Here is a 21,756-nt window from a genome sequence, read left to right as displayed (position 1 = left end):
CGCCCCTTCTATTCCATATAGGTAAGTCCCGGGGTTGACGCCGCTTGCGGCGCCATGAAAGGATCGGCCCGATGCGGCTTCTCTGGTTCGCTTTAATCTGGGCGGCCATCGCGCTTCCCCACCGCCTTAGCGCGGGGGCCGCAGACACCTGCTATTATGTCGACCCAGCCGGCGTCGATCTGGCCGCACTCCTCGGTCCGCCTCCTGCCGGGCAGGATGAAATCGACACCCTTTTGAAACTCCAGGAGAACCGCTCCTATGACGATCTCTCCCGCATTGCCGAAGAGGTCACCCTGAACACCGGCGTGTTCCGGGACGTGCTGGGAGGGTGGTTCAACCCGCAGAACGTCCCCCAGACGGAACTGCTCCTGGACCGCGCGGAACACGATCTGCGCACCGTAGCCGCCGCCGGAAAAGACCTCTGGCACCGACCGCGCCCCCCCATGGTCGACACCCGCATCCAGCCCGCCATCGGCCTGCCCAAGGCCCCCCCCTATCCCAGCATTCATGCCGCCGTCGGCGCCTGCTGGTCCCTCATCCTGGCGGAGCTCCTGCCGGGAAAATCACAGGAACTCCTCCATCGCGGCGGCCAGATCGGCTCGGACCGCTCCCTGGCGGGCGTCGAATTCCCGTCCGACGTGGCGGCGGGGGAAAAACTGGGCAATTACCTGGCCTGCCGCTTCCTGGAACATCCCGGCTTCCGCGCCGACTTCCAGCGCGCGCAGAAGGAACTGGAAGCGTGGCTGCCGGCGGGACCTACGGGCGCCAGGTAAAATAATACAGGTGAGGCGCCCGCGTCTTTTGGCAATGGGTGCCGAAAGTCTTGGGCTCTCCCGCCTGGCAGTACACGAAACCTTCCGCCACGTCCCCCGTCTTCCGCTTGAGGAAGACCCAGACGGAATCATCAAAAACCTCGACCGCCTTCGGGTTCTCCCCCTCGATCGCCGCGGGCCACTCACCCGGGAAGATCACCTCATGGACATTCCCCTGCAGAGCCACCGCGTGCTTGGCGGCCACCTGAGCGCAGGCCTCCTCAATTTTGCGGACATTGGAGGAATAGCGGGGCCCGCACCCCTGAAGAAACAGGAAAAGGGCGACCAAGAAACCACATCCCAAAGAGAGAGAGCGAAGAGAGAAGCGCATACGTTATAGTGAAGAGCTTAATCTATTTAGGTAATCCTAAACATTCGCCAACAAAAAACCGCTGCGCGGGGAGAAATAAGCGAAAAAAACTACGCTCCGTCCGTGCGGTCGCGGTTGAGGAACACCCCATAATCCGCGTTCAAGGAGGGATGCTGCTTCCAAAAGGCGATGAAGCCACGCAGGAAACGGAGCGTGTCGCCGGAGACATGGTGCTCGATGCCTTCCACGTCCCGCTTGAGCGCCTCCGCGGGGAGGCGCAGGAGGTGGAAAAATTCCTCCAGCGTCTCATGGCGCTCCTTCACGCGGGCCGCCACCTCCTCCCCGCGCGGAGTCAGGGTAAAGCCCCGGTAAGGCACGTAATTGAGGAAGCCGAGGTCGGCCAGCCGCTGGATCATGATGGAGACGGAGGCGCGCCGGATGTCGAGCCGCTCCGCCACATCGGTCACGCGGACGAAGCCCTGCGCGGCGATGATGTCCGCGATCGACTCCAAGTAGTCCTCCATACTCTCCGTGGCACCGCCACGATGGTGGGCGCTGAGCTTTCCCTTCGGCCCGCTCTCGCGGGGACGGTTGCTCAAGGTCGCACGGGAAACATTTGTTTTCTTAGCTGGCACTTTATCTTTCTATAAAAAAGGTGTTGTGTAGACAACACTTGTTCCAAATAAAACGCATGGTCCTCATTTTTGAAATCCTCCTCCTTGGCCCGCTCCTGACGGCCGCCGCCGTGGAATTGACCCATCGGTATCCCCGCAGCCGCTACGCCTGGGCCTTCTGCCTTTCCTCCTTCGCGGCGTGGGCGCTGGGATACGCCGTCGACCTGTGCGCCGCCGCCGCCGACGGGCGGCTGGAGTGGGACGACGGCGGATTCGCCATCTTCAACTGGCTCATCGTCGGCCTCTTTGTCCAGGGCCTCGGTTTCTTCGTCTCCCGGAACAAGTGGCCGCTGGCGGCCCCGTACGTCGTCGCCTCGGCGGCCTATTTGATTTTGAGCTTCGCGGTGCAGCCTTATCATCGGACGGTCGCGTACGTGCTTCTTCCCTTCGGCGGGCTGCTGGCGCTCATGCGCACGCGGGGATATTGAGGCCAGAGCCCCCACCTTTCTCTCGCCTGGCACTTTGCGCCATGCCAGGATTAACAACCAAATCCGCCGGTTTAGCTCAGTGGTAGAGCGACGCTTTTGTAAAGCGTGGGTCGTCGGTTCGAACCCGACAACCGGCTGCCTGCATGGAGGAAATCAGGCCGTTCGCAAGCGATGAATCTCGCCGATCTTCGCTTTCAACACAGGATTCTCGCGCGCCACAGCTAAATCGCAGGCACATTGCAGTGCCAACCAAAACTGTGCCGAAGAGCCCGTAACCGCTTCCAATCGAAGAGCCATCTCCGTGGAGATCGCGCGAGTCCCTGCCAAGATTTCCCCCACGGCGGTCTGACCAACGCCAAGCGCTTTGGCCAATCCGTAAGGCTTAAGCCCCAGCGGTTCCATGAAATCCTGCCTCAAAGTCTCCCCCGGCGTCGGGTGAGGCAACATTTTCATCTTCATTCCCACCTCCTTATTTTGCTTCCCCGCATCTTCACGCGGTCAACCGTAAGCGGCAGTGCCGGTCCAGCGGAAGCAAATCCATGGCGCGGTTGATCCGCGCATAGCGGTCTTTAAAACCAGCCAGCACCTCTCCCAGATTAATATCAACCCGCGATACTAACGCAAAGCGATATGATCGCAGAAAGAAAGCTAGGCTGTCTTGGTGGGGAGGATCGGCCCCTCGCCGTAAATCTGGCGCAGAGCCTCCAGGCGGCTCTTGAAGGTGGGGGCGATGTGGGCGCGCATGGCGGCCTCCGCCCGGTCGGCGTCGCCGCTGGCCAGGGCTTCCACGATGGAATGGTGGTCGTGCGGCTGCACGGACCACAGGGCCGGGGCCACGTTGCCGAGGACCGCGTCGATCAGGTAGTGGTGGTCCATCAGGTTCCGCAGCATCGAGTTCTGGGAAACCTCCATGATGGTGCGGTGGAAGAGGACGTGGGTGCGGATGAACTGCTCCTCGCCGCCCGCGGGAATGGGCTGCTCCAGCTCCACGGCCAGGCGCTGCAACTCCTTGCGGGTCTCCGGCGTCAGCCGGGAGACGGCCCAGCGCGCGGCCAGGCCTTCCAGCACGCCGCGGATCTCGATCATCTCCTCCAGCTCCCGCACGGTGTAGGAGCGGCAGAAGACGCCCAGCCCGCGCTCGCGCACCAGGAAGCCCTTGGCCTCCAGGGAGCTGAGCGCCTCGCGCAGGGGCGCGGTGGTGGAGTCGAGCTGCTTGGCCAGGCGGCGCTGGTCGAGGCGCTGGCCGGGAAGGATCTGATGGGACCGGATCAGGTCGAGCACGCCGTTTTGGACGCGCTCCACTTCGGAGGAACCTTCGGACCGGGAGACGAAAGCGGAAACGGCCATGGCTTTGGAGTAAGCCGCGCCGCCATTGCCATTATCGGAACCCTCGAGCATATTCGCAGTATAGGAACGGCTGGGAAAAAAAGGAAAGCCCGCTTTCTCTACTCTTGGGGGAACCAAACCTCGATCCAGCGGAGGAGGCGAGGGCCGGGGCCTTGGACTTCCTCGATCGTGAGGGTGTTGGGACCGTCCTTCGCCGCGTCGGCGGGGACTTTCCAGGCCAGATACTGCTCCGGATGGCCGAACCCGGCCTTGTAAGTGGTGGGAAACGGATAGGCGGGAAAGGCGGTGTCCAGGGGCTCCAACACCTGCCCGTTGAAGGTGACTTTCCATTGGCCCCGGTCGATCTCCGCGGTGCCGGTGACCGGCTCCTCCCCCTGCTGGGCCTCTTCCGGGGCCAGGACCTGGAGGCGCAGGACGCCCGGGCGGCCGGCGGGGGGCGCCATGTCCATCTTCACGTCGCGCGGACGGCCGATCTCCATGGGGGAGCCGAAGGCGCGGAAGAAGTAGGGCAGGCTCTTTTCCAACGCCACGGGATCGGCCAAGGCGGCGAATTGCGCGAAGGGAGGCTCGTCGAAGGGGCCGCGCCGCTCCAGCAGGGGGCCGTATTGCCGGTAGTAGGCGATGTTGAAGAGGGCGACGCCGTCGGCCCCGCGCTTGTAGGCCAGCCGCGCGGTGCTCTCCAGGGCTTCCTTGGTGGAGCGCCGGTAGTCGAAGCCCTCCGTCCGGTCGGCGATCTTCCACGTCTGGGAGGTGTGGTTCATCTCCAGGTAGACGGCGGCGCCCGGCGCGGCGGCGCGCACCGCGGCCACTTCCGTCTGCTGGGTGGTGGTGTAGAAGTTGGCCAGCGTGAAGGCCTCGATGCCCGCCTGGGCGAAGACGGCCGGATCGAAGCCGACGTCAGGCCAATCGGCGCGCTCGCCGGGGACGCGGGCCAGGAGCCAGCGGTGCTTCCCGCCCCGCTCCGTCTCGTTGAGGAGGGCGCGGGCCTTCCCGATGAATTCCCGCATGATCGCGGTCCGCTGGGCTTCCGGCACCTCCGGCAGGAAGTAATTGGGGAAGCGCATGAAGTCGAGTTCCAGCCCGTCGAGGTCGTATTGCTCGGCGATTTCCCGGATGAGGGCGAGCTTGTAGTCCCGCACCTCCTGCCGGGACCAGTCGAGGCCGCGGCCCTTCTGCGTGGCGTGGCGCTTCGGCGCGGGCAGCCGCCAGTCGAGGTGGTCGGCGTAGAACTTGGAGACGGCGTAGACGGCGCCGTAGCCGGGCTTCGGCGCGTCGGCCATGTCCTGGAAATGGATGTCGTTCACGCGGAAGGAGACGATGGCGGCGACGTCCTTCTTGTGGCACTCGTCGACGAAGGCGCCGACGAAGTCGTTCCCCTGGAGCACGAAATCGAGGATGGGGTAGGAGGCGGGCGCGCCGGGGTACTTTTCCTTGAACCAGGCCAGGTGCTCGGCCAGGGGATAGACCTTGCTGTTCCACCACGGGACCCAGCCGGTGCCGGGCTGGAGGATCTCCGCGCCCATGCCGGGGACGGCCGCCTCGTCGACGGAGGCGCGGATCATCGCGTCGGTGAAGGTCTTCAGCACCTCCGGCCGGAAGGGGCTTTGGCAGGAAAGGAGGTTGGTGGCGTCGTTGCTGTAGAGGACCTTCCAGGCGGGCTTTTCCGCCCGCGCGGCGACGGCCGCGGCCAGGAGGAGGACGACGGGGAAAAGACGGGGGGCGCGCATGAGGCTATTTTTTGGGATACCAGATTTCCACCCAGCGCAGATGGCGGGGGCCGGAGGCGTGCTCCAGCTTGGCGTAGAGGTCGTTGACCCCGTCTATCGCCGTGCCGGGAGGCACTTCCCAGGCGAGGTATTGGGAGGCGTCGCCGAAGCCCGCCTTGATGGAGGTGGGGAACGGGTAGGCGCCCACGGGATTGGAAATCGGCTTCAGCTCCTTGCCGTTGAGGGTGACGATCCACCGGCCCCGGTCGGCCTTTTCCGCGGGGACCCCCTCCCCGGCGTGGGATTCCGCCTGGGTGAGCACCTGGAGACGGAGGACGCCCGCGCTCTTCGGCGAAGGGGGAGCCACGTCCATGTGCAGTTCCCTGCCCTGCCCGGAGGAGAGGTCCTTCCCCACGGCCAGGAAGAAATAGGAGGGCAGGCGCTTTTCCAGCCGGGCCCGATTGGCCAGCGGCGTGAGGGCGGCAAAGGGCGGCTCGTCGAACGGCCCGCGCTGCTCGATGACAGGGCCGAATTCCCGGTAGTAGGGGAAGTTGAAAATCGTGACGCCGTCCGCCCCGCGGAGGTAGGCCAGACGGGCCGTCGTCTCCAGCATCTCCGGCGTGGAGCGGCGGTGGTCGAAGCCGTCCATCGCCGTGGCCACCAGATGCCAGACCTGCGGGGTGTGGGTCAGCTCCAGATAGATGGTGGCGCGCGGAGCGGCGGCCCGCACGGCGGGGATGTCCCCCTGCTGGGAGGTGGGATAGAAGGCGCTAAGGTTGAAGGCGTCGACGCCCGCGCGGTTCCAGGCCTTCGGGTCGAAGCCCATCTTTCCCCAATTGGCCGCCACGGACGGTACGCGCACCTGGAGCCAGAGGCGGCGGTCTTCCGGCTTCCGCTTGGCGTTGAGCATGGCGCGGACCTCCCGCAGGAAGCCGGTCATGACCTTCACCCGCTGGGGCGTCGGCGTCTCGGGCGGGAAGTAGTTCCAATAACGCATGAAGTCCAGCTCCACGCCGTCGAGGTCGTATTGGCCCACGATCTCCCGCAGGAAAGCCAGCTTGTGCGCGCGCACTTCCGGCAGGAGCCAGTTTTGGCCGCGCCCCTGCTGGGCCGGCGGCGGGGGCGGAGGACCCAGACGCCAGTCCGGATGGTCGACGTAGAATTTCGACAAGGCATAGACAGCCCCGTAAGGCGGCTCCTCCATATCGGCCGTCTCCAGGAAGTGAACGTCGTTCATCCGGTAGGAAACCAACGCGGCGACGCGCTTCTTATGGCACTCGTCGACGAAGGGCCCGATCAGGTCGCCGCCGGAAAGGAGATAGTCATGGATCGGCCAGGGCTGAAGCTTGCCATAGCGTTTCTGGAACCAGGCCAGATGGTCTTTCAGGGGGTAGACCTTGCTCGGCCACCAGGCCACCCAGCCGGTGCCGGGCTGAAGCAGCTCCGCCCCCATGCCGGGCACGGCGGCCTCGTCGACGGAGGCGCGGAGCATCGCCTCGGTGAAAGTCCCCTTTGCGTTCGGGTCGACGGGGCGGCCCAGCTGGTTTTGGAGCGTCGGATTATACGGGCTGACGCAGCTGGGGATATGCGTGGTGTCGTTGCTATAAAGCATTTTCCACGGTGGGGCCGGAACCTGGGCCTGAACCGCCCAAGGCAATGCCATGCCCGCCATGGCAATTCGCAAAAGCTGCCTTAATTTCATTCGCAACCACGTTATAATATATGGTAGCGTCCCCTGGACAAGGCCGAAGCGGCCTTTAATTTTTCTTCTTCTCATGAGACGTACGGGTGTCGTTATCGGGATCGCTGTTATAATCGCGCTGGTGTGGTGGGCCCAACACGGCCCGCGCAGGACCGAGGACCTCGCCTGGAATCGCCCAGCCACGGCTTCCAGCACGGCTTTTCTGCCCGCTCAGGCCGCCTTCGCCGTCGACGGGGAAGAGGACACCTTTTGGCACGCGGCGGGAGACGGTCCGCAGTCCCTGACCGTCGATCTCGGCGGCCCGTGCGCGATCACCGGCGTCACCCTCTCCTCCCCCGCCGGCGCCGCCGATCCGGCGGAGGCCCACCCCGCCGCGCTGGAAAACAAATGGTATACCGGCAAGGAAATCCCCTCCAGCTACGCCACCTCCTACGCCCTCTCTTTTTCCGACGACGGCATCACTTGGCGCGAAGCCTTCCGGACCGATTCCGGCAAGGGCGGCGCGGAGACGCTCCCCATGGAGGCGACCCGCGCCCGCTACGTCCGCGTCGCCGCGGCGGCCTATTCCGGCACGGAAGGCTGGGCTGTCTCCGAGCTGCGCGTCCTGGGCTATCCCCTCTCCAAGAACCGCCCGGCCCCCCAGGGCTGGACCGTCCCGCCCCCGCCCCTCACCCCGGAAAAGGCCGCGCCTCTGGCGCAGACACCGGACGGCGGCCTCTCCCTTAACGGACGCTGGGACCTGGCGGAGGACGCCCCCGGCTTCTCCGGCGCCGACCTTTCCGCCGCCCGACCGCGTCTGGGCCCCCTCAAGGGCGCGTGGTACCCTGCCACCGTTCCCGGCACGGTCCTGGGCGCCTTGGTCGACGCGGGCCGGTTCCCGAATCCCCTCTACGGCCTGAACAACCTGCAAATCCCCGAGGCGCTGGGCCATCACGCGTGGTGGTACCGCCGCTCCTTCCTTTATCCGGAAGGGGCCGCCAAGGGCCCCGTGCTCCTGGGCCTGGACGGCGCCAACTACGGCGCGGAGGTCTGGCTCAACGGCCAGCGCGTCGGCGACGTGCGCGGCGCGTTCCGCCGGGGCCGCTTCGACGTGGCTCCGCTCCTCCACGCCGGGGAGAACGTGATCGCGGTGCGGATCGATCCGCTCAAGTGGACCGGCCTCCCCTTTGAACAGAACGCCGTCGACGGCGCCGGTAAGAACGGCGGGGAGACGACGCGCAACGGCCCCACCTTCTCCTGCACGGTGGGCTGGGACTGGATCCCCGGCATCCGGGACCGGGACATCGGCCTGTGGGACCGCGCCTTCCTGCGGCCCACCGGCGCAGTCCGCATCGGGGACGCGCAGGTCGTCTCCCACCTCCCCCTGCCCGCGCTGGCCCCCGCCCGGCTGACCGTGCGCGCCGAGGTCCGCAACGCCTCCGCCGCGCCGCAGAGCGGCCGCCTGGAAGCCCGCGTCGAGGGCCTGCCCTTCGTCCTCGCCGAGCCCGTCCTTCTCTCCCCCGGGGAGACGCGGACGGTCGAGTTCGACCCCGCCAAGTTCCCCCAGCTGGTGCTGGAAAAGCCCCGCCTCTGGTGGCCGAACGGCTACGGCCCGCAGGAGCTGTACACCCTCCACCTCTCCTTCCTGGCGGACGGCGCGCCGACCGACACCGTCGACGTCCCCTTCGGCATCCGGGAGATCACCTACCACGAGCCCGCCCTTTCGCCTGCCTCCGCGCGGTTCGAGGCCCGCTTCTCCCCCCGCCGCGCGCGCTACGTCCGCCTCATCAACCTGCAGGGCTGGACCCGCGCCGGGCTGGAGCTGGGCGCCTTCGAGGTCTTCGGCCCCGGCGGCCGGAAAGACCTGGCCCTTCACGCGCCGACCACCGGCACCGTGCCGGGCAGCGACGCGGTGACCGACGGCAACCCCGCCACCGGCTGGGGCAGCGCGGCGACCAACCCCCTCGATACCGGCTCGCACGGAAAGCACTCGATCCAGGTCGACCTGGGCGCGGAGCAGCCCGTCGACCGTGTCGTCCTCCAATGGACCCAACCGGACCGCCACGGCGCCTACTACACGATGCAGACCTCCGTCGACGGGAAGCAGTGGGACGATGTGGCCTACGGCCCGGCCCACCTGCGCGTGCCGTGGGGGTCCGACGCCGCCGTCTTCCAGCCCGTCCCCGCCGCGCCGCACGACCCCGACATGGAGCTGCTGGTCAACGGCGTGAAAGTCCTTTGCCGCGGCGGCAACTGGGGCATCGACGAGGCGCTGAAGCGGATCCCCGCCAAGCGGATCGACGCCTTCGTCCGCCTCCACCGGGATGCCCACCTGACCATGATCCGCAACTGGGTGGGCCAGAGCACCGGCGAGGAATTCTACCGCGCCTGCGACCGCTACGGCATCCTGGTCTGGAACGATTTCTGGCTGGCCAACCCGAACGACGGCCCCAACCCGGACGACGAGGACCTCTTCCTGGACAACGCGCGGGACGTCGTGCGCCGCTACCGGAACCATCCCTCCATCGCCCTCTGGTGCGCGCGGAACGAGGGCTGGCCCCCCGCGGGCATCGACCGCGGCCTGGCCCGCATCATCGCGGAGGAGGACGGCACCCGCCGCTACCAGCGCTCCTCCGACCGGGACGGCGTCCACGGCCGCGGACCCTATTGGTACGTGCCGCCGCAGCTCTACTTCTCCCGCTTCGCCCACGGCTTCACCACGGAGATCGGCCTGCCCTCCGTCCCCTCCGCGGACAGCATCCGCGCGATGATGCCCGCCTCGGAAACCTGGCCCGCCAATGGCGATCCCTCCACCAACGACACCTGGAACTACCACGACTTCTGCCGCAAAGGGGGGGATGTTCGCCGGCGGCTACTACGACGCGCTGGCCCGCCGCTTCGGCCGCCCGACGAGCCTGGAGGACTTCTGCCGCAAGGCGCAGATGCTCAATTACGAGAGCCACCGCGCCATCTTCGAGGCGTGGAACAAGAACCTGTGGCGCGATTCCAGCGGCGTCCTCCTCTGGATGAGCCACCCGGCGTGGCCCAGCACCGTCTGGCAGCTCTACGCCTACGACCTGGAGCCGACGTCCGCCCTCTTCGGCGCACAGAAGGGGTGCGAGCCGCTCCACATCCAGCTCAACCTGGACGACTCCTCCGTCAGCGTGATCAACCACCAGGCCGCCCCGCTCAAGGGCCTGCGCGCCTCGGCGAGGGCCTACTCCGTCGACGGGAAGCTCCTGGCCTCCAAGGAAGGCCGGGTGAACGCTCCCGGCCAGTCGGCCACGCGCGCCTTCGCCCTCCCCGCGCCCGCCCCCGGCGCGGCGCGCCTGGTGAAGCTGGAACTGCGGGACGCCTCCGGCCTCCTGCTTTCGGACAACTTCTACTGGCAGGCCGCGCAGGAAGAGGATTACCGCGCCCTCAACGCGCTGCCGCGCGTGCCGCTGGAAGTGAAGGTTTCCGCCCGGCAGGAAAACGGCCGCCTCCTGGTCACGGCCACGGTCTCCAATCCCTCCGCCAGCCCCGTGCTGATGGCCCGCGCCACCCTGCGCCGCGCCGCCTCCCACGAGCGGGTGCTGCCCGCCTTCTCCAGCGAGAACGACCTCTCCCTCCTCCCTGGCGAGGCGAAGACCGTCACGATCGACTGCGCCGTCGACGATCTGAAGGGCGAGCCCGCCGCCCTGGGCCTCGACGGCTGGAACGCCGCGCAGACCTTTACCCCCATCCCATGAAGAAAAGCCTCCTCCCCGGATTTCTGCTTCTTTCCGCCCTGCCGCTCCATGCGGCGCTGACGGCGGGTTCCCTCTTCGGCGACCACGCCGTCCTCCAGCAGGGCGTCCCCGTCCCCGTCTGGGGCACCGCCTCTCCGGGGCAGGAAGTGGCCGTCTCCTACGACGGGAAAACCGCGCAGGCGGCTGCCGACGGCGAGGGCCGCTGGCGCGCCACCCTCCCCGCCCTGGAAACCGGCAAGAGCGGCGAGCTGGAGATCCGCTCCGGCACGGAAAGCCTCCGCTTCACCGACGTGGTGACGGGCGAGGTCTGGCTCTGCTCCGGCCAGTCGAACATGGCCTTCATGGTCAAGCAGGCCAACGGCGCCCAGGAAGCGGCGGCGGCCGCCAACGACCCCCTCCTGCGCGAGTTCAAGGTCGCCTACGTCCTTTCGGAAAAGCCGCTCGACACGGTGAAGGGCAAGTGGATCCCCTGCACGCCGCAGACCGTGGGAGACTACACCGCCGCGGGCTACTACTTCGCCCGCGACCTGCGGAAGGCCCTGAACGTTCCCGTCGGCCTCATCAATTCCTCCAAGGGCGGCTCCCCCATCGAGGCCTGGCTGTCTCCCGAGGCCCTGGACTCCGAGCCGAAGTTTTCCGCCATCCGCAGCCGCTGGGCCCAGGCGATGGCCGACTATCCCCGGCTGAAGGAAGCCTATGAGAAGGACCTGGCCGCCTGGCAGATCAAGGCGGACGACGCCCAAGTCGACGCGCAGCCCGTGCCGCCCCACAAGCCCGCCCCGCCCTTCGGCCCCGGGGACTTCCACACCCCCACCGGCCTCCACGGCGGGATGCTGAACGGCCTCGTCCCCTACGCGATCCGCGGCGTCCTCTGGTACCAGGGAGAGGAAAACGTCAACCGCGCGGACGAATATGCCCCCCTCCTCACCGCCCTCATCGCCGACTGGCGTAAGCGTTGGGAGCGGGAAGACCTGCCCTTCTTCGTCGTCCAGCTGCCGAATATCTCCGACGCCATGAGCGGCGACCATACCCCCGGCCACGTCGGCTGGCCTTATCTGCGGGAGGCGCAGGCCCAGGTCCCCTCCACCGGCCTGGCCGTGACGATCGACGTGGGCGATCCGAAGAACCGCCACCCGAAGGACAAGGAGCCCGTCGGCCACCGGCTGGCCCTCCTGGCCCGCGCCCGCGTCTACGGGGAGGCCGTCGCCGATTCCGGCCCCGTCTTCGAAAGCTGGAAGGCGGACGGTGCCTCCGCCCGCGTCCGCTTCACCCACGCGGAGGGCCTTTCCGGCCGGAGCGACGCGGCGCCCGGCGGCTTCGAGATCGCGGGCAGCAACGGCGGCTACAAGCCCGCCGCCGCCCGGATCGAGGGGGACGAGGCAGTCCTCACCAGCCCGGAGGTCCTCTCCCCCGCCTTCGTCCGCTACGCGTGGCACGACGACCCTGCCGACGCCAACCTGGTCAACCAAGCCGGACTTCCCGCCGCCCCCTTCCGCACCGACACCGCCCCCTTCCCCACCCCCAAGAAGTAATCCCCCCCATGATCACCGACACGCTCGACGGCATCACCGCCCGCTGGGTGACCCCCTTCCATCCCGTCCTGGCGGAGGCCATCGCCTGGGCCAGGACGGTCACCCCGGCCCATCCCGACGGCATCGTCGAGCTGCGCGGGAAGGAGATGTTCGGCAACGTCCACGGCTACGACACGCTGCCCGCGGAGCAGTGCCGCTGGGAGTCCCACCGCCACACGGCCGACGTCCAGGTCTGCCTTTCCGGCGGCGAGGTGATCGACTGGATCCTGCCCGACACGCTCCGCCCCCTGGGCGCCTACGATCCGGAAAAGGAAGTCCAGTTCTGGCAGACCGAGGCCAGGCCCCTGGGCTCCCTCAACCTCCTCCCCGGCCACTTCGCCTTCTTTCCCCCCGGGGAGCCGCACCGGCCGAAAGTCGCCGACGGCACCCACAAGTCGATGCGCAAGGTCGTCGTAAAAATCGCCGCCCATCTCCTGGCATGACCCTTCAGCTCGGCCCCGTGGACCTCGCGGTCCTCTTCCTCTACTTCGCGTCGATGATCGGGATCGGCCTCTATGTTTCCCGGCGGAACACCGGGACCGACCAATACTTCCTGGGAGGCCGCTCCTTCTCCGGCGTGGTGGTGGGCATCAGCCTCATCGGCTCGCTCATCAGTTCCGTCACCTTCATCGCCGCGCCCGCCGACGCCTTCAAGACGACGTGGATCCGCTTCCTGCCCAACCTGGCCTTCCCCTTGGTGGCGGTGATCGCCGCCGTCTTCTTCATCCCGTTCTTCCGGCGCGGGACCATCTCCTCCGCCTACGGCTACCTGCGCGCCCGCTTCGGCGCCTCCCTCTCCGCCTACGCGGCGGTCCTCTTCCTCTTCTCCCAGCTCTTCCGGATCAGCATGATCCTCTACCTGCTCTCCGTCCTGGTGCAGTCGATCCTGGGCCTCGACTTCCTGGTCAGCCTCCTCCTCACCGGCGGCATCACCGCCTTCTACACGGTGAAGGGCGGCTACGCCGCCGTCGTCTGGACCGACGTGATCCAGACCATCCTCCTGCTCCTGGGCGCGCTTCTCTGCGTCTTCGTCGCCGTCGGCCACGTGCCGGGCGGCTTCGGCCAGGTCCTGCGGGAGGGAATAGAAAGCCACCGCCTCTCCTTCTGGGACGCCGGCCCGGACGGGACACTCCATCCCCTGCCGGAGGGGCTCTCCCTCCTGCACAAGACGGTGATGATGCTCGTCCTCGTCGGCTTCGTGCAGTTCCTCACCGGCATGCTGGACCAGGCCACCGTCCAGCGGTGGGTTTCCGCCCGCTCCGCCGCCGACGCGCGCAAGGGAGTCCTCATCCTCGGCTTCGGCTGCGTGCCCATCTGGGGCACCTTCAAGCTCCTGGGGACCACTCTTTTCGTCTACTTCTCCCACCATCCGGCACCCATCCCCACGGAAATCCTGGCCGGAGCACGGAAGGCGGAGCAAATCGTCCCCTACTTCATCGTCACTCACCTGCCGCGCGGCATCGCCGGGCTGGTGCTGGCCGGGGCCTTCGCCTCCGCCATGTCGGCGGTCAGCGCCGGGATCAACGCGGCCAGCATGGTCTGGGTCCGGGACCTCTACGGCACCTTCCTGGCCCCGCGCCGCTCGGACAAGCACTACGTCCGCGTCGGCTTCGCCACTTCCTTCCTCATCTCCGTACTCATGATCGGGGGCGGCTACCTCATCTACCTTTCCAAGGCCGTCACCCTCCTGGACCTCTGGCTGGAGATCACCGCCTTCCTCTTCGCGGGCATCCCGGCGGTCTTCCTCCTGGGCATGTTCACCCGCCGCGCCGGATCGGGCGCCGTCTGGTGCGGGCTGGCCGTCTCCATCGCCTTCGTCGGCTGGGTCACGGCGGGCCGCCTGGGCGCGCTCCCCGCCGCCTGGCGGCTGCCGATCGAGGTCTATTACACCGCCATCGTCGGCAATGCGCTGGTATTGGCCGTCGGCCTTTTCGCCGCGTGGCTCCGGCCCGCCGCGCCGCGCCCTTTGGAAAACCTCACCGTCTGGGACCAAACCTCCCGCCCCCTGGAATAATTTATGAAAAAGAGCCTTCTCCTGCTTCTCCTCGCCGTCCTCCCCCTCCACGCGGAGGTCAAAGTCCCCTCCTTCTTTTCCGACCACGCCGTGCTCCAAAAGGCGGAAGCCGTCCCCATCTGGGGCACCGCCGCGCCGGGTGAAGCCGTGGAGGTCAGCCTGGGAGACGCCAAGGCCTCCGCCACCGCCGGAAGCGACGGAAAATGGAAGGCGCTCCTCAACCTGAAGGACTCCGCCCCCGGCCCCTTCACCCTCACCGTCTCCGGCCCCGCGAACAAGGTGACGGCGGAGGACGTCCTCGTCGGCCAGGTCTGGCTCTGCTCCGGCCAGTCGAACATGGACCTGGAGCTCAAGGTGACCCAGAACGCCCAAGAGGAGATCGCCGCCTCCGCCAACCCGCAGCTGCGCGTCTTCAAGGTGGCCCGGAACCCGGTGGCCAAGCCCCAGGACGACTGCAAGGGCTCCTGGGTTCTGGCCGGGCCGCAGGATTCGGGGAATTTCTCCGCCGTCGCCTACTACTTCGGCAAGGAGGTGCAGCGCGTCCTGAAGGAGCCCGTCGGCCTCGTCAACTCGAGCGTAGGCGGCACGCCGGTCGAGGCCTGGACCAGCCAGGAAGCCCTGGACCAGGACCCCGAGCTGAAGGCCTACTGCCACAAGCTTCTGGCCGCCAACGCCGCCTTCCCCGCCCTGCAAAAGGAATTCGCCCAAAAATACCAGGCGTGGGCCGCCGCCAATGGCCGCCAGGACACGCCCGCTCCTGCCGAAGGCTTCGCCGCGCCCGGCGCCCCCGCCGAAGGCTGGACGAAGGTGACCCTGCCCGGCCCCCTCACCGGCTTGCCCGCCAACGGCGCCTTCTGGGTCCGCCGGAGCATCGAGATTCCCCCCGGGAAAGAGGAGCGCGATTTCGCCCTGAATCTGGGCGGCATCAACGGCTTCGAGACCGTCTATTGGAACGGGAAAAAAATCGGCGACATGACGCCGGAAAAACCGGGCTCCACCCCCTCCGATGCACGCCAATACGTCGTCCGCAAAGCCGACCTGAAGCCGAGCAACGTGCTGGCGATCCGCATTTTCGTTCCTTCCGGAGAGGCCGCCCTGGGCGACAAGCGCCAGCCCTTCCTCTGCCGCTCCCAGGACTACTCCATTCCCCTGGCCGGGGAATGGGAGGCCAAGGCGGAGAAAGAGCTCCCCGCCCTGGCCGCCGGAGCCGAGCCGATGCCCGCCGCCCCGGCCAAGGCGCCCGCCCCGCAGCTGCTCCCCGCCTACCTTTACAACGGCATGATCGCCCCCCTCATCCCCATGGCTCTACGCGGGGCCATCTGGTACCAGGGGGAAAACAACGCCGGGCGCGCCTACGCTTACCGCACCGCTTTCCCCACCCTCATCAACGATTGGCGCAAACGATGGAGCGAGGGCGACTTCCCGTTCTACTGGTGCCAGCTGGCCAACTACCAAGCGCGCGGCGCGCAGCCGGAGGAGAGCCGCTGGGCGGAACTGCGCGAGGCACAGACCCTCACCCTGGCCTTGCCCAACACCGGCCAGGCCGTCCTCATCGATCTGGGAGAGACGGGCGACATCCATCCCCGGAATAAAAAGGACGCCGGCCTGCGGCTGGCCGCCATCGCCCTGGCCCAAAGCTACGGGCAGCAGGTGCCCTTTTCCGGGCCGGTCTACGACTCGATGAAAGTCGAGGGCAACGCCGTCCGCATTCATTTCAAAAACGCGGAAGGGCTTGCCGCCCGCCCCCTCCCCGATTCCTATCCGGAACGGACCGGCTCCCCCAAGATGATCCCCGTCACCCGGCAGAGCCCCGGCGGAGAGCTGGACGGCTTCGCCCTGGCGGGCGCCGACAAAAAATGGCACTGGGCGGACGCGGCGAAGATCGAAGGGGAAAACGTGGTCCTAAGCAGCGCCGCCGTGCCGCAGCCCGTGGCCGTCCGCTACGACTGGGCCAACAATCCCCAGGGAAACCTCTACAACGCGGCGGGTTTTCCCGCCGTCCCCTTCCGCACGGACGACTTCCCCCTCGTCACGAAGAACGCGAAGTAGGTCGGGCGCGTCACTCGACGACCGGCTCGAACGAGAGGTCGACGACCCGGCCCGTCTCCCGGTCGATCGCCACGTGGACCCAATACCGGCGCTCCCCGGTGGTGAGAAACTGGCTCAGGTCCCGCGCCGTGACCGGGTAGCGCCCGGCCTGGGCGATCACGTCGATCAGGAAGTTCCAGGTGCGCGTGTCGGTCTGCCCGATGAGGCCTCGCGCGTAGGCCTCCCGCTGGATCTTGTTTTGGACGCCGGTGTATTCCGTGCTGGAGAGGAAGCGCTTCACCACGTCCTGGTCGCTGCGCAAGGAGGGTCCGTTGGTCAGACTGGCCGCCAGGGCCTGGGCGACGCCCGTATCCACATCCCCTCCCCCCAGAGCGAACGCCGCGCTGTTCAAGGCCGATCCCTGGATCAAGGACTGCAGGACGGCCAGCGAGGCCGCGTTCGGGTTCACCTTTCCCGGGGAAGCGTAATTGTCCTCCACGCAGAAGACGTCCAGCAGCCCCAAGTCGGCGCTCTGCGACTCGAAGAAATCGATCGTCTTCCACGGCGTGTCGCGGAAGACATAGCCCAGCTCCGCCACGGAGCGGAACGGGCGGTTGAGGATGACCGGGCGGGCCGTGGTCTTCCCGGGGATGGAAGGGAAATCGGCGTCCGGGATATAGGCCCAGTCGGCGGGACGCACGACATCCTTGTCTTTCACGGAATAGGTGCGGGCAACCGTGTTGTTGGGAGAGGATAGATTGCGGGCTAAATCGGCCACCCCCAAGATGGGAGCGGTCACGTTGTTGTTCACGAAGGCCGAATCCCAATTGTCCTGGAGCGAGCTGAACTTCGCGTTAAAGGCGGAGGACGTCTCCCGCATGCTCAAGCCCGGCGAGCCGAACTGGGTGGAGGGCAACCCCCAGCGCCGGGTGCGGGGGTCGATCTTTATGAAAGACTGCCGCGTGCGCACATCCTGCCATCCGTAATAGAGCCGTCCCCGGTCGGAATCGGTGATGGCCGCGGTGGTTTTGGGGTTATACTGCGACCCCCCATGTCCCGGGTTGGTCCAATTCCAGGCGCTAACCGAGGTGGTGAACTGCATGGGAATGTTCTCCGTCCAGTTCATCGGATTCGAATACATGTTCGGCACGCTGCCGGTGTAGTTGATGGAAGCAAGGATCGTGGAGGTGATCCCCTCCGCTGTTTCAAAGGGAATCCAGCGTCCGTCCGCGTTCATTTCCACCACCAGCGTGATGGGAGCCGGACTGCCGCCCGCCGGCTGATTGACGACAGAGGCGGCGGCGGGCCTGGCGAACAGCAGCTGCGTAGCGTTAAAATACTTCTCCCCCATCGGGTAGGTGTAGGCGGGGGTGGCAGGATCCGCGAAAGCCGTGAAGTTCGCCGTGTCCTTGCTGACCTGAAACCGGGTTCCATCCGTAATTCCAGGATTCGCCGCGGTGTTGGAGGCCACGACCAGCCCGATGAAGTTAGGGCTCTCCGGCGGCGGCCCCACTGAGTAGGTGCGGGGACAGGTGGCAATCGTCAGCGGCACCGTGTTCACCCGCGAGCCCCTCTCCAACACGCGCGGCTCGCTGAAATCCATGCTGGTGACGTCAAAGGTGGCGGTGTTGTTGGCCCCTCCGTTCATAGAGAAAGGGGTGATGGTGCGGTTCACCTCGGAGGCGGTGGCAATGGCGGTGACGCTCGTCGTGGCCGTATCGCTGCCGCTGATGCGCACATAGGCGTTCAGCCAGGGGGCCCCCTCCAAAAGACGGACGCGGAACTGCGTGATGGCATGCCCGGAGTGATCGAGCAGGGCCTTGCTCGCGTTCTGATGCGGATTCCAGAACTCGAACTGGAAATAGCAATTGAGGTTCGCCGGGGCATTCTTTGGCCGGTGATAGGCCATGGGGATTTCATTCAGATAAGGGATGTTCTTCACCCCGAAGGCGACCAGCGGGCCGCCCTGCCGATCCTGGGCGGCGGCGGATGCGATGCGCGTGGGCACGTCGCTGGAGCCCGCCTGGTCGATGATATTGGCCCCGATCTGGACGAGTTGAAAATCGACGCTGGAATCCTGGTTGACGGAATAGGTAAGGCTGTTGGTTCCGAAGTTGACGCCCAGGCTGTTCGTGTCGATGCCGGTCTTGAGCCACTCAAAGAAGTCGGGCTCCCGGGTCTGCGGGACCTGGGAGAGGTTTTTGATGGTGGAGACGGCGGAATCCCCGTCCGGGGAGGTGTAGATGAAGCCCGGCACCCCCTCGAAATCGGGCTTGGCCGCGCCGGCGGCCCCCAGGTCCGCCACCCATTTCAGGCCGAAGTGCCGCTTGATGGCCTGGGCGTAATTGCCCGTCGGCGCGCCGGTGGAATCGACGTATTCAAACCACCGGAGGCGGGAGAGCGGAAACTTGTGCTGGAGCCAGGGCTGCCCTTTCTTGACGGTGTAGCTCTTCTGCTGCCCCTGCAGGTTATAGTAAGTGATCGAGGTGTCGTTCCCGGCCAGAATGCAGGAACCGCTCCCCATGGTGGCCTGCGGGATGTCCGGCGCGTTCGCCGCCCGGGAAAAGGTGGAGAAATTCGGCAGGGTGTTTTCCGGAATATTGCCGGTGTCCGCGGCATAGCTGACAAGGTCGCCCCGGGTGTAGAACTGGTTGCGGTTGGGATAATTGGTCTGCGGGGTGAAACCCATCTCCAGCAGGCCGGGCGAGCCAGGATGGCCCGGAGTGGGATCGGTGCCGTAGGTGTTGGTCAGCTGATTGCTGTCGCGCCACTTGAAAAAGGCCCCCAGGGAAAGGCCCAGGGATTCCAGGTTGGCCACCGCGGCGGTTCCTTTTTGACCCGTGCGGGTGTCGGAGGAGGCAATGCCCGCCACGTTGGCGTCCAAAAGGCCGCTGACGTCGTAGATCACGAAGGCGTAGCGGCCGATCGCCGCGTTCCAATTGGTCGGGGAAAGGTCGGAAAGGCTGCCCAGGGAGGTGTTCTGCGTGGGGCCGGAACGGGAGACGACGATCCAATTGGGAATGGGCACGTCCTGGGAGGACGGAACGATGCGCGGGGCCTGCCACCGCGTGCGGGAGAGGCGGTGGCCGTCCAGGCCCGGCTGGAGGGTGGAGATCGGCGTGGCGTAGTTGGTCGGGGGGTTGGTGACGTTGTTCGCCTCAAAGGCGGCGGAAAAGGCGGCGGCGGCGACATTGGTGCTCAGACGGACGACGGGGGAGAGGCGCGGGTTGGTCACCGTGACGCCGACACGGACGGGCAGCGGAATGGAGTTGGTGTTGGCGCCGGATTGGCGCGCCTCATCGGCAAGCTCCGCCACCAGCTCCTGCGCCATGCCCCGCGCCAGCTCGTCCGCGGAGACGGAGCGGGCGTAGGCGCTGCCGGAACCGGCCTCGAACTGGCTCATCATGAGGAAGGAAACGGCCAGGAGGCTGCAAAGGGAAACGGCCGCCAGGACCATGATGAGGGCGACGCCGCGGTCGGAATGTCTTCTCATGGCGCTAGTTCGTGGAGAGGCCGGAAACGGGCACGGGGATGGTCCGCTCGAAGAAGCGGATGCCCGTCCCCTGCAGGACGCCGGGAAACATGGTGTTGAAGCTGGAGGAAAAGCCCTGGCTTTCCCAGACCGACTTGGCGCTGACGGTCCCTTCCGCCTCCACCGCGTTGGCCAGGGCGTCCCGGACGTTCCGCACCCGTCCCGCGCGCGCCAGGCGGGCGAAGGTGGCGGTGTCCGCCGCCGCCAGGCTGACGCGGACGGCGGCGACCTGTTGCGCGTTGGAGACGGTGGAGACGGCCTGGCCGTTGGTCAGGATGAAGCGGTAGTTGAAGCAAAGGACGCTGGGGGCCAGGCGGTTGGTATGGAAGCTTTGGGAGGACGCCAGAGCGGCCAAATTGGCCGTGGTCCAATCGACGGCGATGTCGTAACGGACCATGTCCGAGTTGGTCGAGGTAACGTCGAGGCCGTAGGCGACGTAGCTCAAGTTGCGCGGATTGGAGAAAGCGGCGCTAAAGCCGGGCTGGGCGGTGAAGAAGTCGAGAAGGCCGTTCCCCTCCGCCTGGAAGCCGGGCAGGTCCGGCCGGATGACGGCCCCTTCCAGATCCAGGGCGATGGCGTCGAGAACGCCGCGGGCCGTCGAATCGTTCTGCGTGCCCGACTTTCCCCGGCTATAGGCGTCGCTGATTCCCTTGGTCATGGAGAAAAGCATCCCCAGCATGAGGCAGAGGACGGTCATGGCGACCAACACCTCGATAAGGGTAAAGGAGCGGGCGGCAGGCGTCCTCATCGCATTTGAAAGGAGGAGAGCACCTCGTAAGTGGAGCGCTCCTTGGAATTGACGGGCGCCTGCGGCGGCGCGCTTAGGCCGATGTAGATGCGGCAGATGTCGAGGTTGGTGTCGACCACCTGGACGCGGTAGTTGAGGGCAAAGGCGGCATCCCGGGGAGAGCCGACCAGATAGCCGCCGCTATCGACGTAGAGAGGCGCCGTGTTGGACGCCACCTCCATGCCCGTGGGAAGCGGGATTTGCGGCAGATTGACCGGGCGATTGTTCGTGCTGGCGCGGAGGGACTCGACCAGGAGGGAGGCGGCCGCCGTGGCGTCCACCATGGAACGGGTCTGCCGGTTGTTCTTCAGGCCGGCGACCAGGAGGCCCATGAGCGCGATCAGACAGAAGCTGATGAGGCCGAGCGCCAGCACCACCTCCATGAGGCTGAAGGCCGCTTTTCCGAAAGGCTTCATGGCTAGGGCTGATAAACGGAGACGTTCCCCGTCAACCCGCTCAGGCGGATGACGGAGGAAATCTCGCGGTCGGCTTCCGTCGGCTGCTCGCCGCCGCGCACGGGGGTGAGAATCAAATCAATGACCTCGATAGGGACCTGGCTGACGCGGGCCGCTCCGGCGGGGGTGAATTTGATGATCCTGTCAAACGAGAGGGGCGCGTTGTTCACCCGCGTGGAGGTCTGCAGCGTCCAGGAGGAGGTCAGCGCGGCGCCGCTGCCCACAGGAGGGCGGAGGCGCGTAACCAGGGGGTTGCGCGCGCCCAGCACGGTGTCCAGGAAGACGTTCTTAAGGGACTCCACCTTGCGCAGGAGGGAGACTTCCGCCTGGGGGCCGCCCTGGTCGTTCAGGCTGCCTCCCGCCCCCAGGACGTCCGAGCCGTCGTTGGAAACGAAGACGGCCAGGTAGACCGGCGTCTCATGCGCGGAGGGATGGGTGGCCGCCGCCTGGGCCGGGCTGGTCATGCCGAAGTAGGCGTAGGTGTGGCGGGCCACCGCCGTCTGCCGGGCCAGGTCGAGGAGGCCGGAGACGGTGACCAAGTTGCGCCGGATTTCCCCCGCCCGGCTTTGGGCGGAAAGAGCCGCCACGCTGAATGCCGCGACGATCGCGACGATCGCCAGGACGACGAGCAGCTCGATCAGGGAGAAACCCCGCCTGGGCAAGGGAGCGTGCACGTGTGA

At 66.7% G+C, this 21,756-nt stretch carries 16 protein-coding genes and 1 tRNA gene; 7 read left to right on the top strand and 10 right to left on the bottom strand.

Annotated features, from left to right (window positions below; genetic code table 11):
• The first annotated feature begins 71 nt into the window (after positions 1 to 71).
• Positions 72 to 773, top strand: a complete 702-nt coding sequence (locus tag PW734_09815) for a phosphatase PAP2 family protein (GenBank protein ID MDE1171486.1) — start codon at positions 72 to 74, stop codon at positions 771 to 773.
• Here PW734_09815 and PW734_09810 read toward each other — a convergent pair.
• Positions 757 to 1,017, bottom strand: coding sequence for a hypothetical protein (locus tag PW734_09810; protein MDE1171485.1), 261 nt, complete (start codon positions 1,015 to 1,017; stop codon positions 757 to 759). The genes PW734_09815 and PW734_09810 overlap by 17 nt on opposite strands.
• A gap of 215 nt (positions 1,018 to 1,232) precedes the next feature.
• A complete protein-coding gene (locus PW734_09805) occupies positions 1,233 to 1,721 on the bottom strand; it encodes an iron dependent repressor, metal binding and dimerization domain protein (GenBank protein ID MDE1171484.1) in 489 nt (162 codons plus the stop codon).
• Positions 1,722 to 1,813: 92 nt separating this feature from the next.
• Between PW734_09805 and PW734_09800 the strand changes: the two genes are divergently transcribed.
• Positions 1,814 to 2,224 (top strand): hypothetical protein, encoded by a 411-nt coding sequence (locus PW734_09800; GenBank protein MDE1171483.1) that lies wholly within the window; start codon positions 1,814 to 1,816, stop codon positions 2,222 to 2,224.
• 65 nt (positions 2,225 to 2,289) lie between these two features.
• Positions 2,290 to 2,361: transfer RNA gene (locus PW734_09795), tRNA-Thr, on the top strand.
• Between the two features lie 16 nt (positions 2,362 to 2,377).
• Here PW734_09795 and PW734_09790 read toward each other — a convergent pair.
• From PW734_09790 to PW734_09775, 4 genes are all read right to left on the bottom strand, one after another.
• Positions 2,378 to 2,683: a HigA family addiction module antitoxin gene (locus tag PW734_09790; GenBank protein MDE1171482.1), complete on the bottom strand. Its 306-nt coding sequence runs from the start codon at positions 2,681 to 2,683 to the stop codon at positions 2,378 to 2,380.
• Positions 2,684 to 2,872: 189 nt separating this feature from the next.
• Entirely contained in the window at positions 2,873 to 3,571 is a 699-nt protein-coding gene (locus PW734_09785) for a GntR family transcriptional regulator (GenBank protein ID MDE1171481.1), read from the bottom strand.
• Between the two features lie 98 nt (positions 3,572 to 3,669).
• Complete coding sequence (locus tag PW734_09780) at positions 3,670 to 5,298, bottom strand: hypothetical protein (protein MDE1171480.1); 1,629 nt, start codon at positions 5,296 to 5,298, stop codon at positions 3,670 to 3,672.
• 4 nt (positions 5,299 to 5,302) lie between these two features.
• On the bottom strand, positions 5,303 to 6,889 hold the full coding sequence (locus tag PW734_09775) for a hypothetical protein (protein MDE1171479.1): 1,587 nt from the start codon (positions 6,887 to 6,889) through the stop codon (positions 5,303 to 5,305).
• Positions 6,890 to 7,052: 163 nt separating this feature from the next.
• On the opposite strand from PW734_09775, the gene PW734_09770 reads away from it, so the two are divergent.
• From PW734_09770 to PW734_09755, 4 genes are read left to right on the top strand one after another with little or no spacing between them, the layout of a single operon-like run.
• The gene (locus tag PW734_09770; GenBank protein ID MDE1171478.1) at positions 7,053 to 12,221 is read left to right on the top strand and encodes a discoidin domain-containing protein; all 5,169 of its coding nucleotides are present in this window, start codon (positions 7,053 to 7,055) and stop codon (positions 12,219 to 12,221) included.
• Positions 12,222 to 12,229: 8 nt separating this feature from the next.
• Entirely contained in the window at positions 12,230 to 12,703 is a 474-nt protein-coding gene (locus PW734_09765; protein MDE1171477.1) for a YhcH/YjgK/YiaL family protein, read from the top strand.
• Positions 12,700 to 14,274 carry a sodium/solute symporter gene (locus PW734_09760; protein MDE1171476.1) on the top strand — a complete coding sequence of 525 codons (1,575 nt, stop codon included), beginning with the start codon at positions 12,700 to 12,702 and terminating at the stop codon, positions 14,272 to 14,274. Before PW734_09765 ends, PW734_09760 begins: the two co-directional genes overlap by 4 nt.
• A gap of 3 nt (positions 14,275 to 14,277) precedes the next feature.
• Positions 14,278 to 16,323 carry a sialate O-acetylesterase gene (locus tag PW734_09755; GenBank protein ID MDE1171475.1) on the top strand — a complete coding sequence of 682 codons (2,046 nt, stop codon included), beginning with the start codon at positions 14,278 to 14,280 and terminating at the stop codon, positions 16,321 to 16,323.
• Between the two features lie 10 nt (positions 16,324 to 16,333).
• Here PW734_09755 and PW734_09750 read toward each other — a convergent pair whose 3' ends face one another.
• From PW734_09750 to PW734_09735, 4 genes are read right to left on the bottom strand one after another with little or no spacing between them, the layout of a single operon-like run.
• A complete protein-coding gene (locus PW734_09750; GenBank protein MDE1171474.1) occupies positions 16,334 to 19,795 on the bottom strand; it encodes a hypothetical protein in 3,462 nt (1,153 codons plus the stop codon).
• Positions 19,796 to 19,799: 4 nt separating this feature from the next.
• A complete protein-coding gene (locus PW734_09745; GenBank protein MDE1171473.1) occupies positions 19,800 to 20,582 on the bottom strand; it encodes a prepilin-type N-terminal cleavage/methylation domain-containing protein in 783 nt (260 codons plus the stop codon).
• Positions 20,579 to 21,037 carry a hypothetical protein gene (locus PW734_09740; GenBank protein MDE1171472.1) on the bottom strand — a complete coding sequence of 153 codons (459 nt, stop codon included), beginning with the start codon at positions 21,035 to 21,037 and terminating at the stop codon, positions 20,579 to 20,581. The genes PW734_09745 and PW734_09740 overlap by 4 nt, the downstream gene beginning before the upstream one ends.
• Positions 21,038 to 21,039: 2 nt before the next feature.
• A complete protein-coding gene (locus PW734_09735) occupies positions 21,040 to 21,738 on the bottom strand; it encodes a type II secretion system protein (protein MDE1171471.1) in 699 nt (232 codons plus the stop codon).
• Positions 21,739 to 21,756: the final 18 nt, after the last annotated feature.

Source organism: Verrucomicrobium sp., from assembly GCA_028283855.1.
GTDB lineage: Bacteria > Verrucomicrobiota > Verrucomicrobiia > Methylacidiphilales > GAS474 > GAS474.
Note: the sequence above shows the minus strand (reverse complement) of the source record. Positions and strands in the feature narration are given on the sequence as shown.

What these genes read in the sequence shown, in the direction of transcription:
- PW734_09790 (MDE1171482.1), bottom strand. Translation starts at nt 2,683, where the DNA reads ATGAAGATGAAAATGTTGCCTCACCCGACGCCGGGGGAGACTTTGAGG.
- PW734_09750 (MDE1171474.1), bottom strand. Translation starts at nt 19,795, where the DNA reads ATGAGAAGACATTCCGACCGCGGCGTCGCCCTCATCATGGTCCTGGCG.
- PW734_09800 (MDE1171483.1), top strand. Translation starts at nt 1,814, where the DNA reads ATGGTCCTCATTTTTGAAATCCTCCTCCTTGGCCCGCTCCTGACGGCC.
- PW734_09740 (MDE1171472.1), bottom strand. Translation starts at nt 21,037, where the DNA reads ATGAAGCCTTTCGGAAAAGCGGCCTTCAGCCTCATGGAGGTGGTGCTG.
- PW734_09755 (MDE1171475.1), top strand. Translation starts at nt 14,278, where the DNA reads ATGAAAAAGAGCCTTCTCCTGCTTCTCCTCGCCGTCCTCCCCCTCCAC.
- PW734_09780 (MDE1171480.1), bottom strand. Translation starts at nt 5,298, where the DNA reads ATGCGCGCCCCCCGTCTTTTCCCCGTCGTCCTCCTCCTGGCCGCGGCC.
- PW734_09765 (MDE1171477.1), top strand. Translation starts at nt 12,230, where the DNA reads ATGATCACCGACACGCTCGACGGCATCACCGCCCGCTGGGTGACCCCC.
- PW734_09785 (MDE1171481.1), bottom strand. Translation starts at nt 3,571, where the DNA reads ATGGCCGTTTCCGCTTTCGTCTCCCGGTCCGAAGGTTCCTCCGAAGTG.
- PW734_09770 (MDE1171478.1), top strand. Translation starts at nt 7,053, where the DNA reads ATGAGACGTACGGGTGTCGTTATCGGGATCGCTGTTATAATCGCGCTG.
- PW734_09775 (MDE1171479.1), bottom strand. Translation starts at nt 6,889, where the DNA reads ATGCTTTATAGCAACGACACCACGCATATCCCCAGCTGCGTCAGCCCG.
- PW734_09760 (MDE1171476.1), top strand. Translation starts at nt 12,700, where the DNA reads ATGACCCTTCAGCTCGGCCCCGTGGACCTCGCGGTCCTCTTCCTCTAC.
- PW734_09815 (MDE1171486.1), top strand. Translation starts at nt 72, where the DNA reads ATGCGGCTTCTCTGGTTCGCTTTAATCTGGGCGGCCATCGCGCTTCCC.
- PW734_09745 (MDE1171473.1), bottom strand. Translation starts at nt 20,582, where the DNA reads ATGAGGACGCCTGCCGCCCGCTCCTTTACCCTTATCGAGGTGTTGGTC.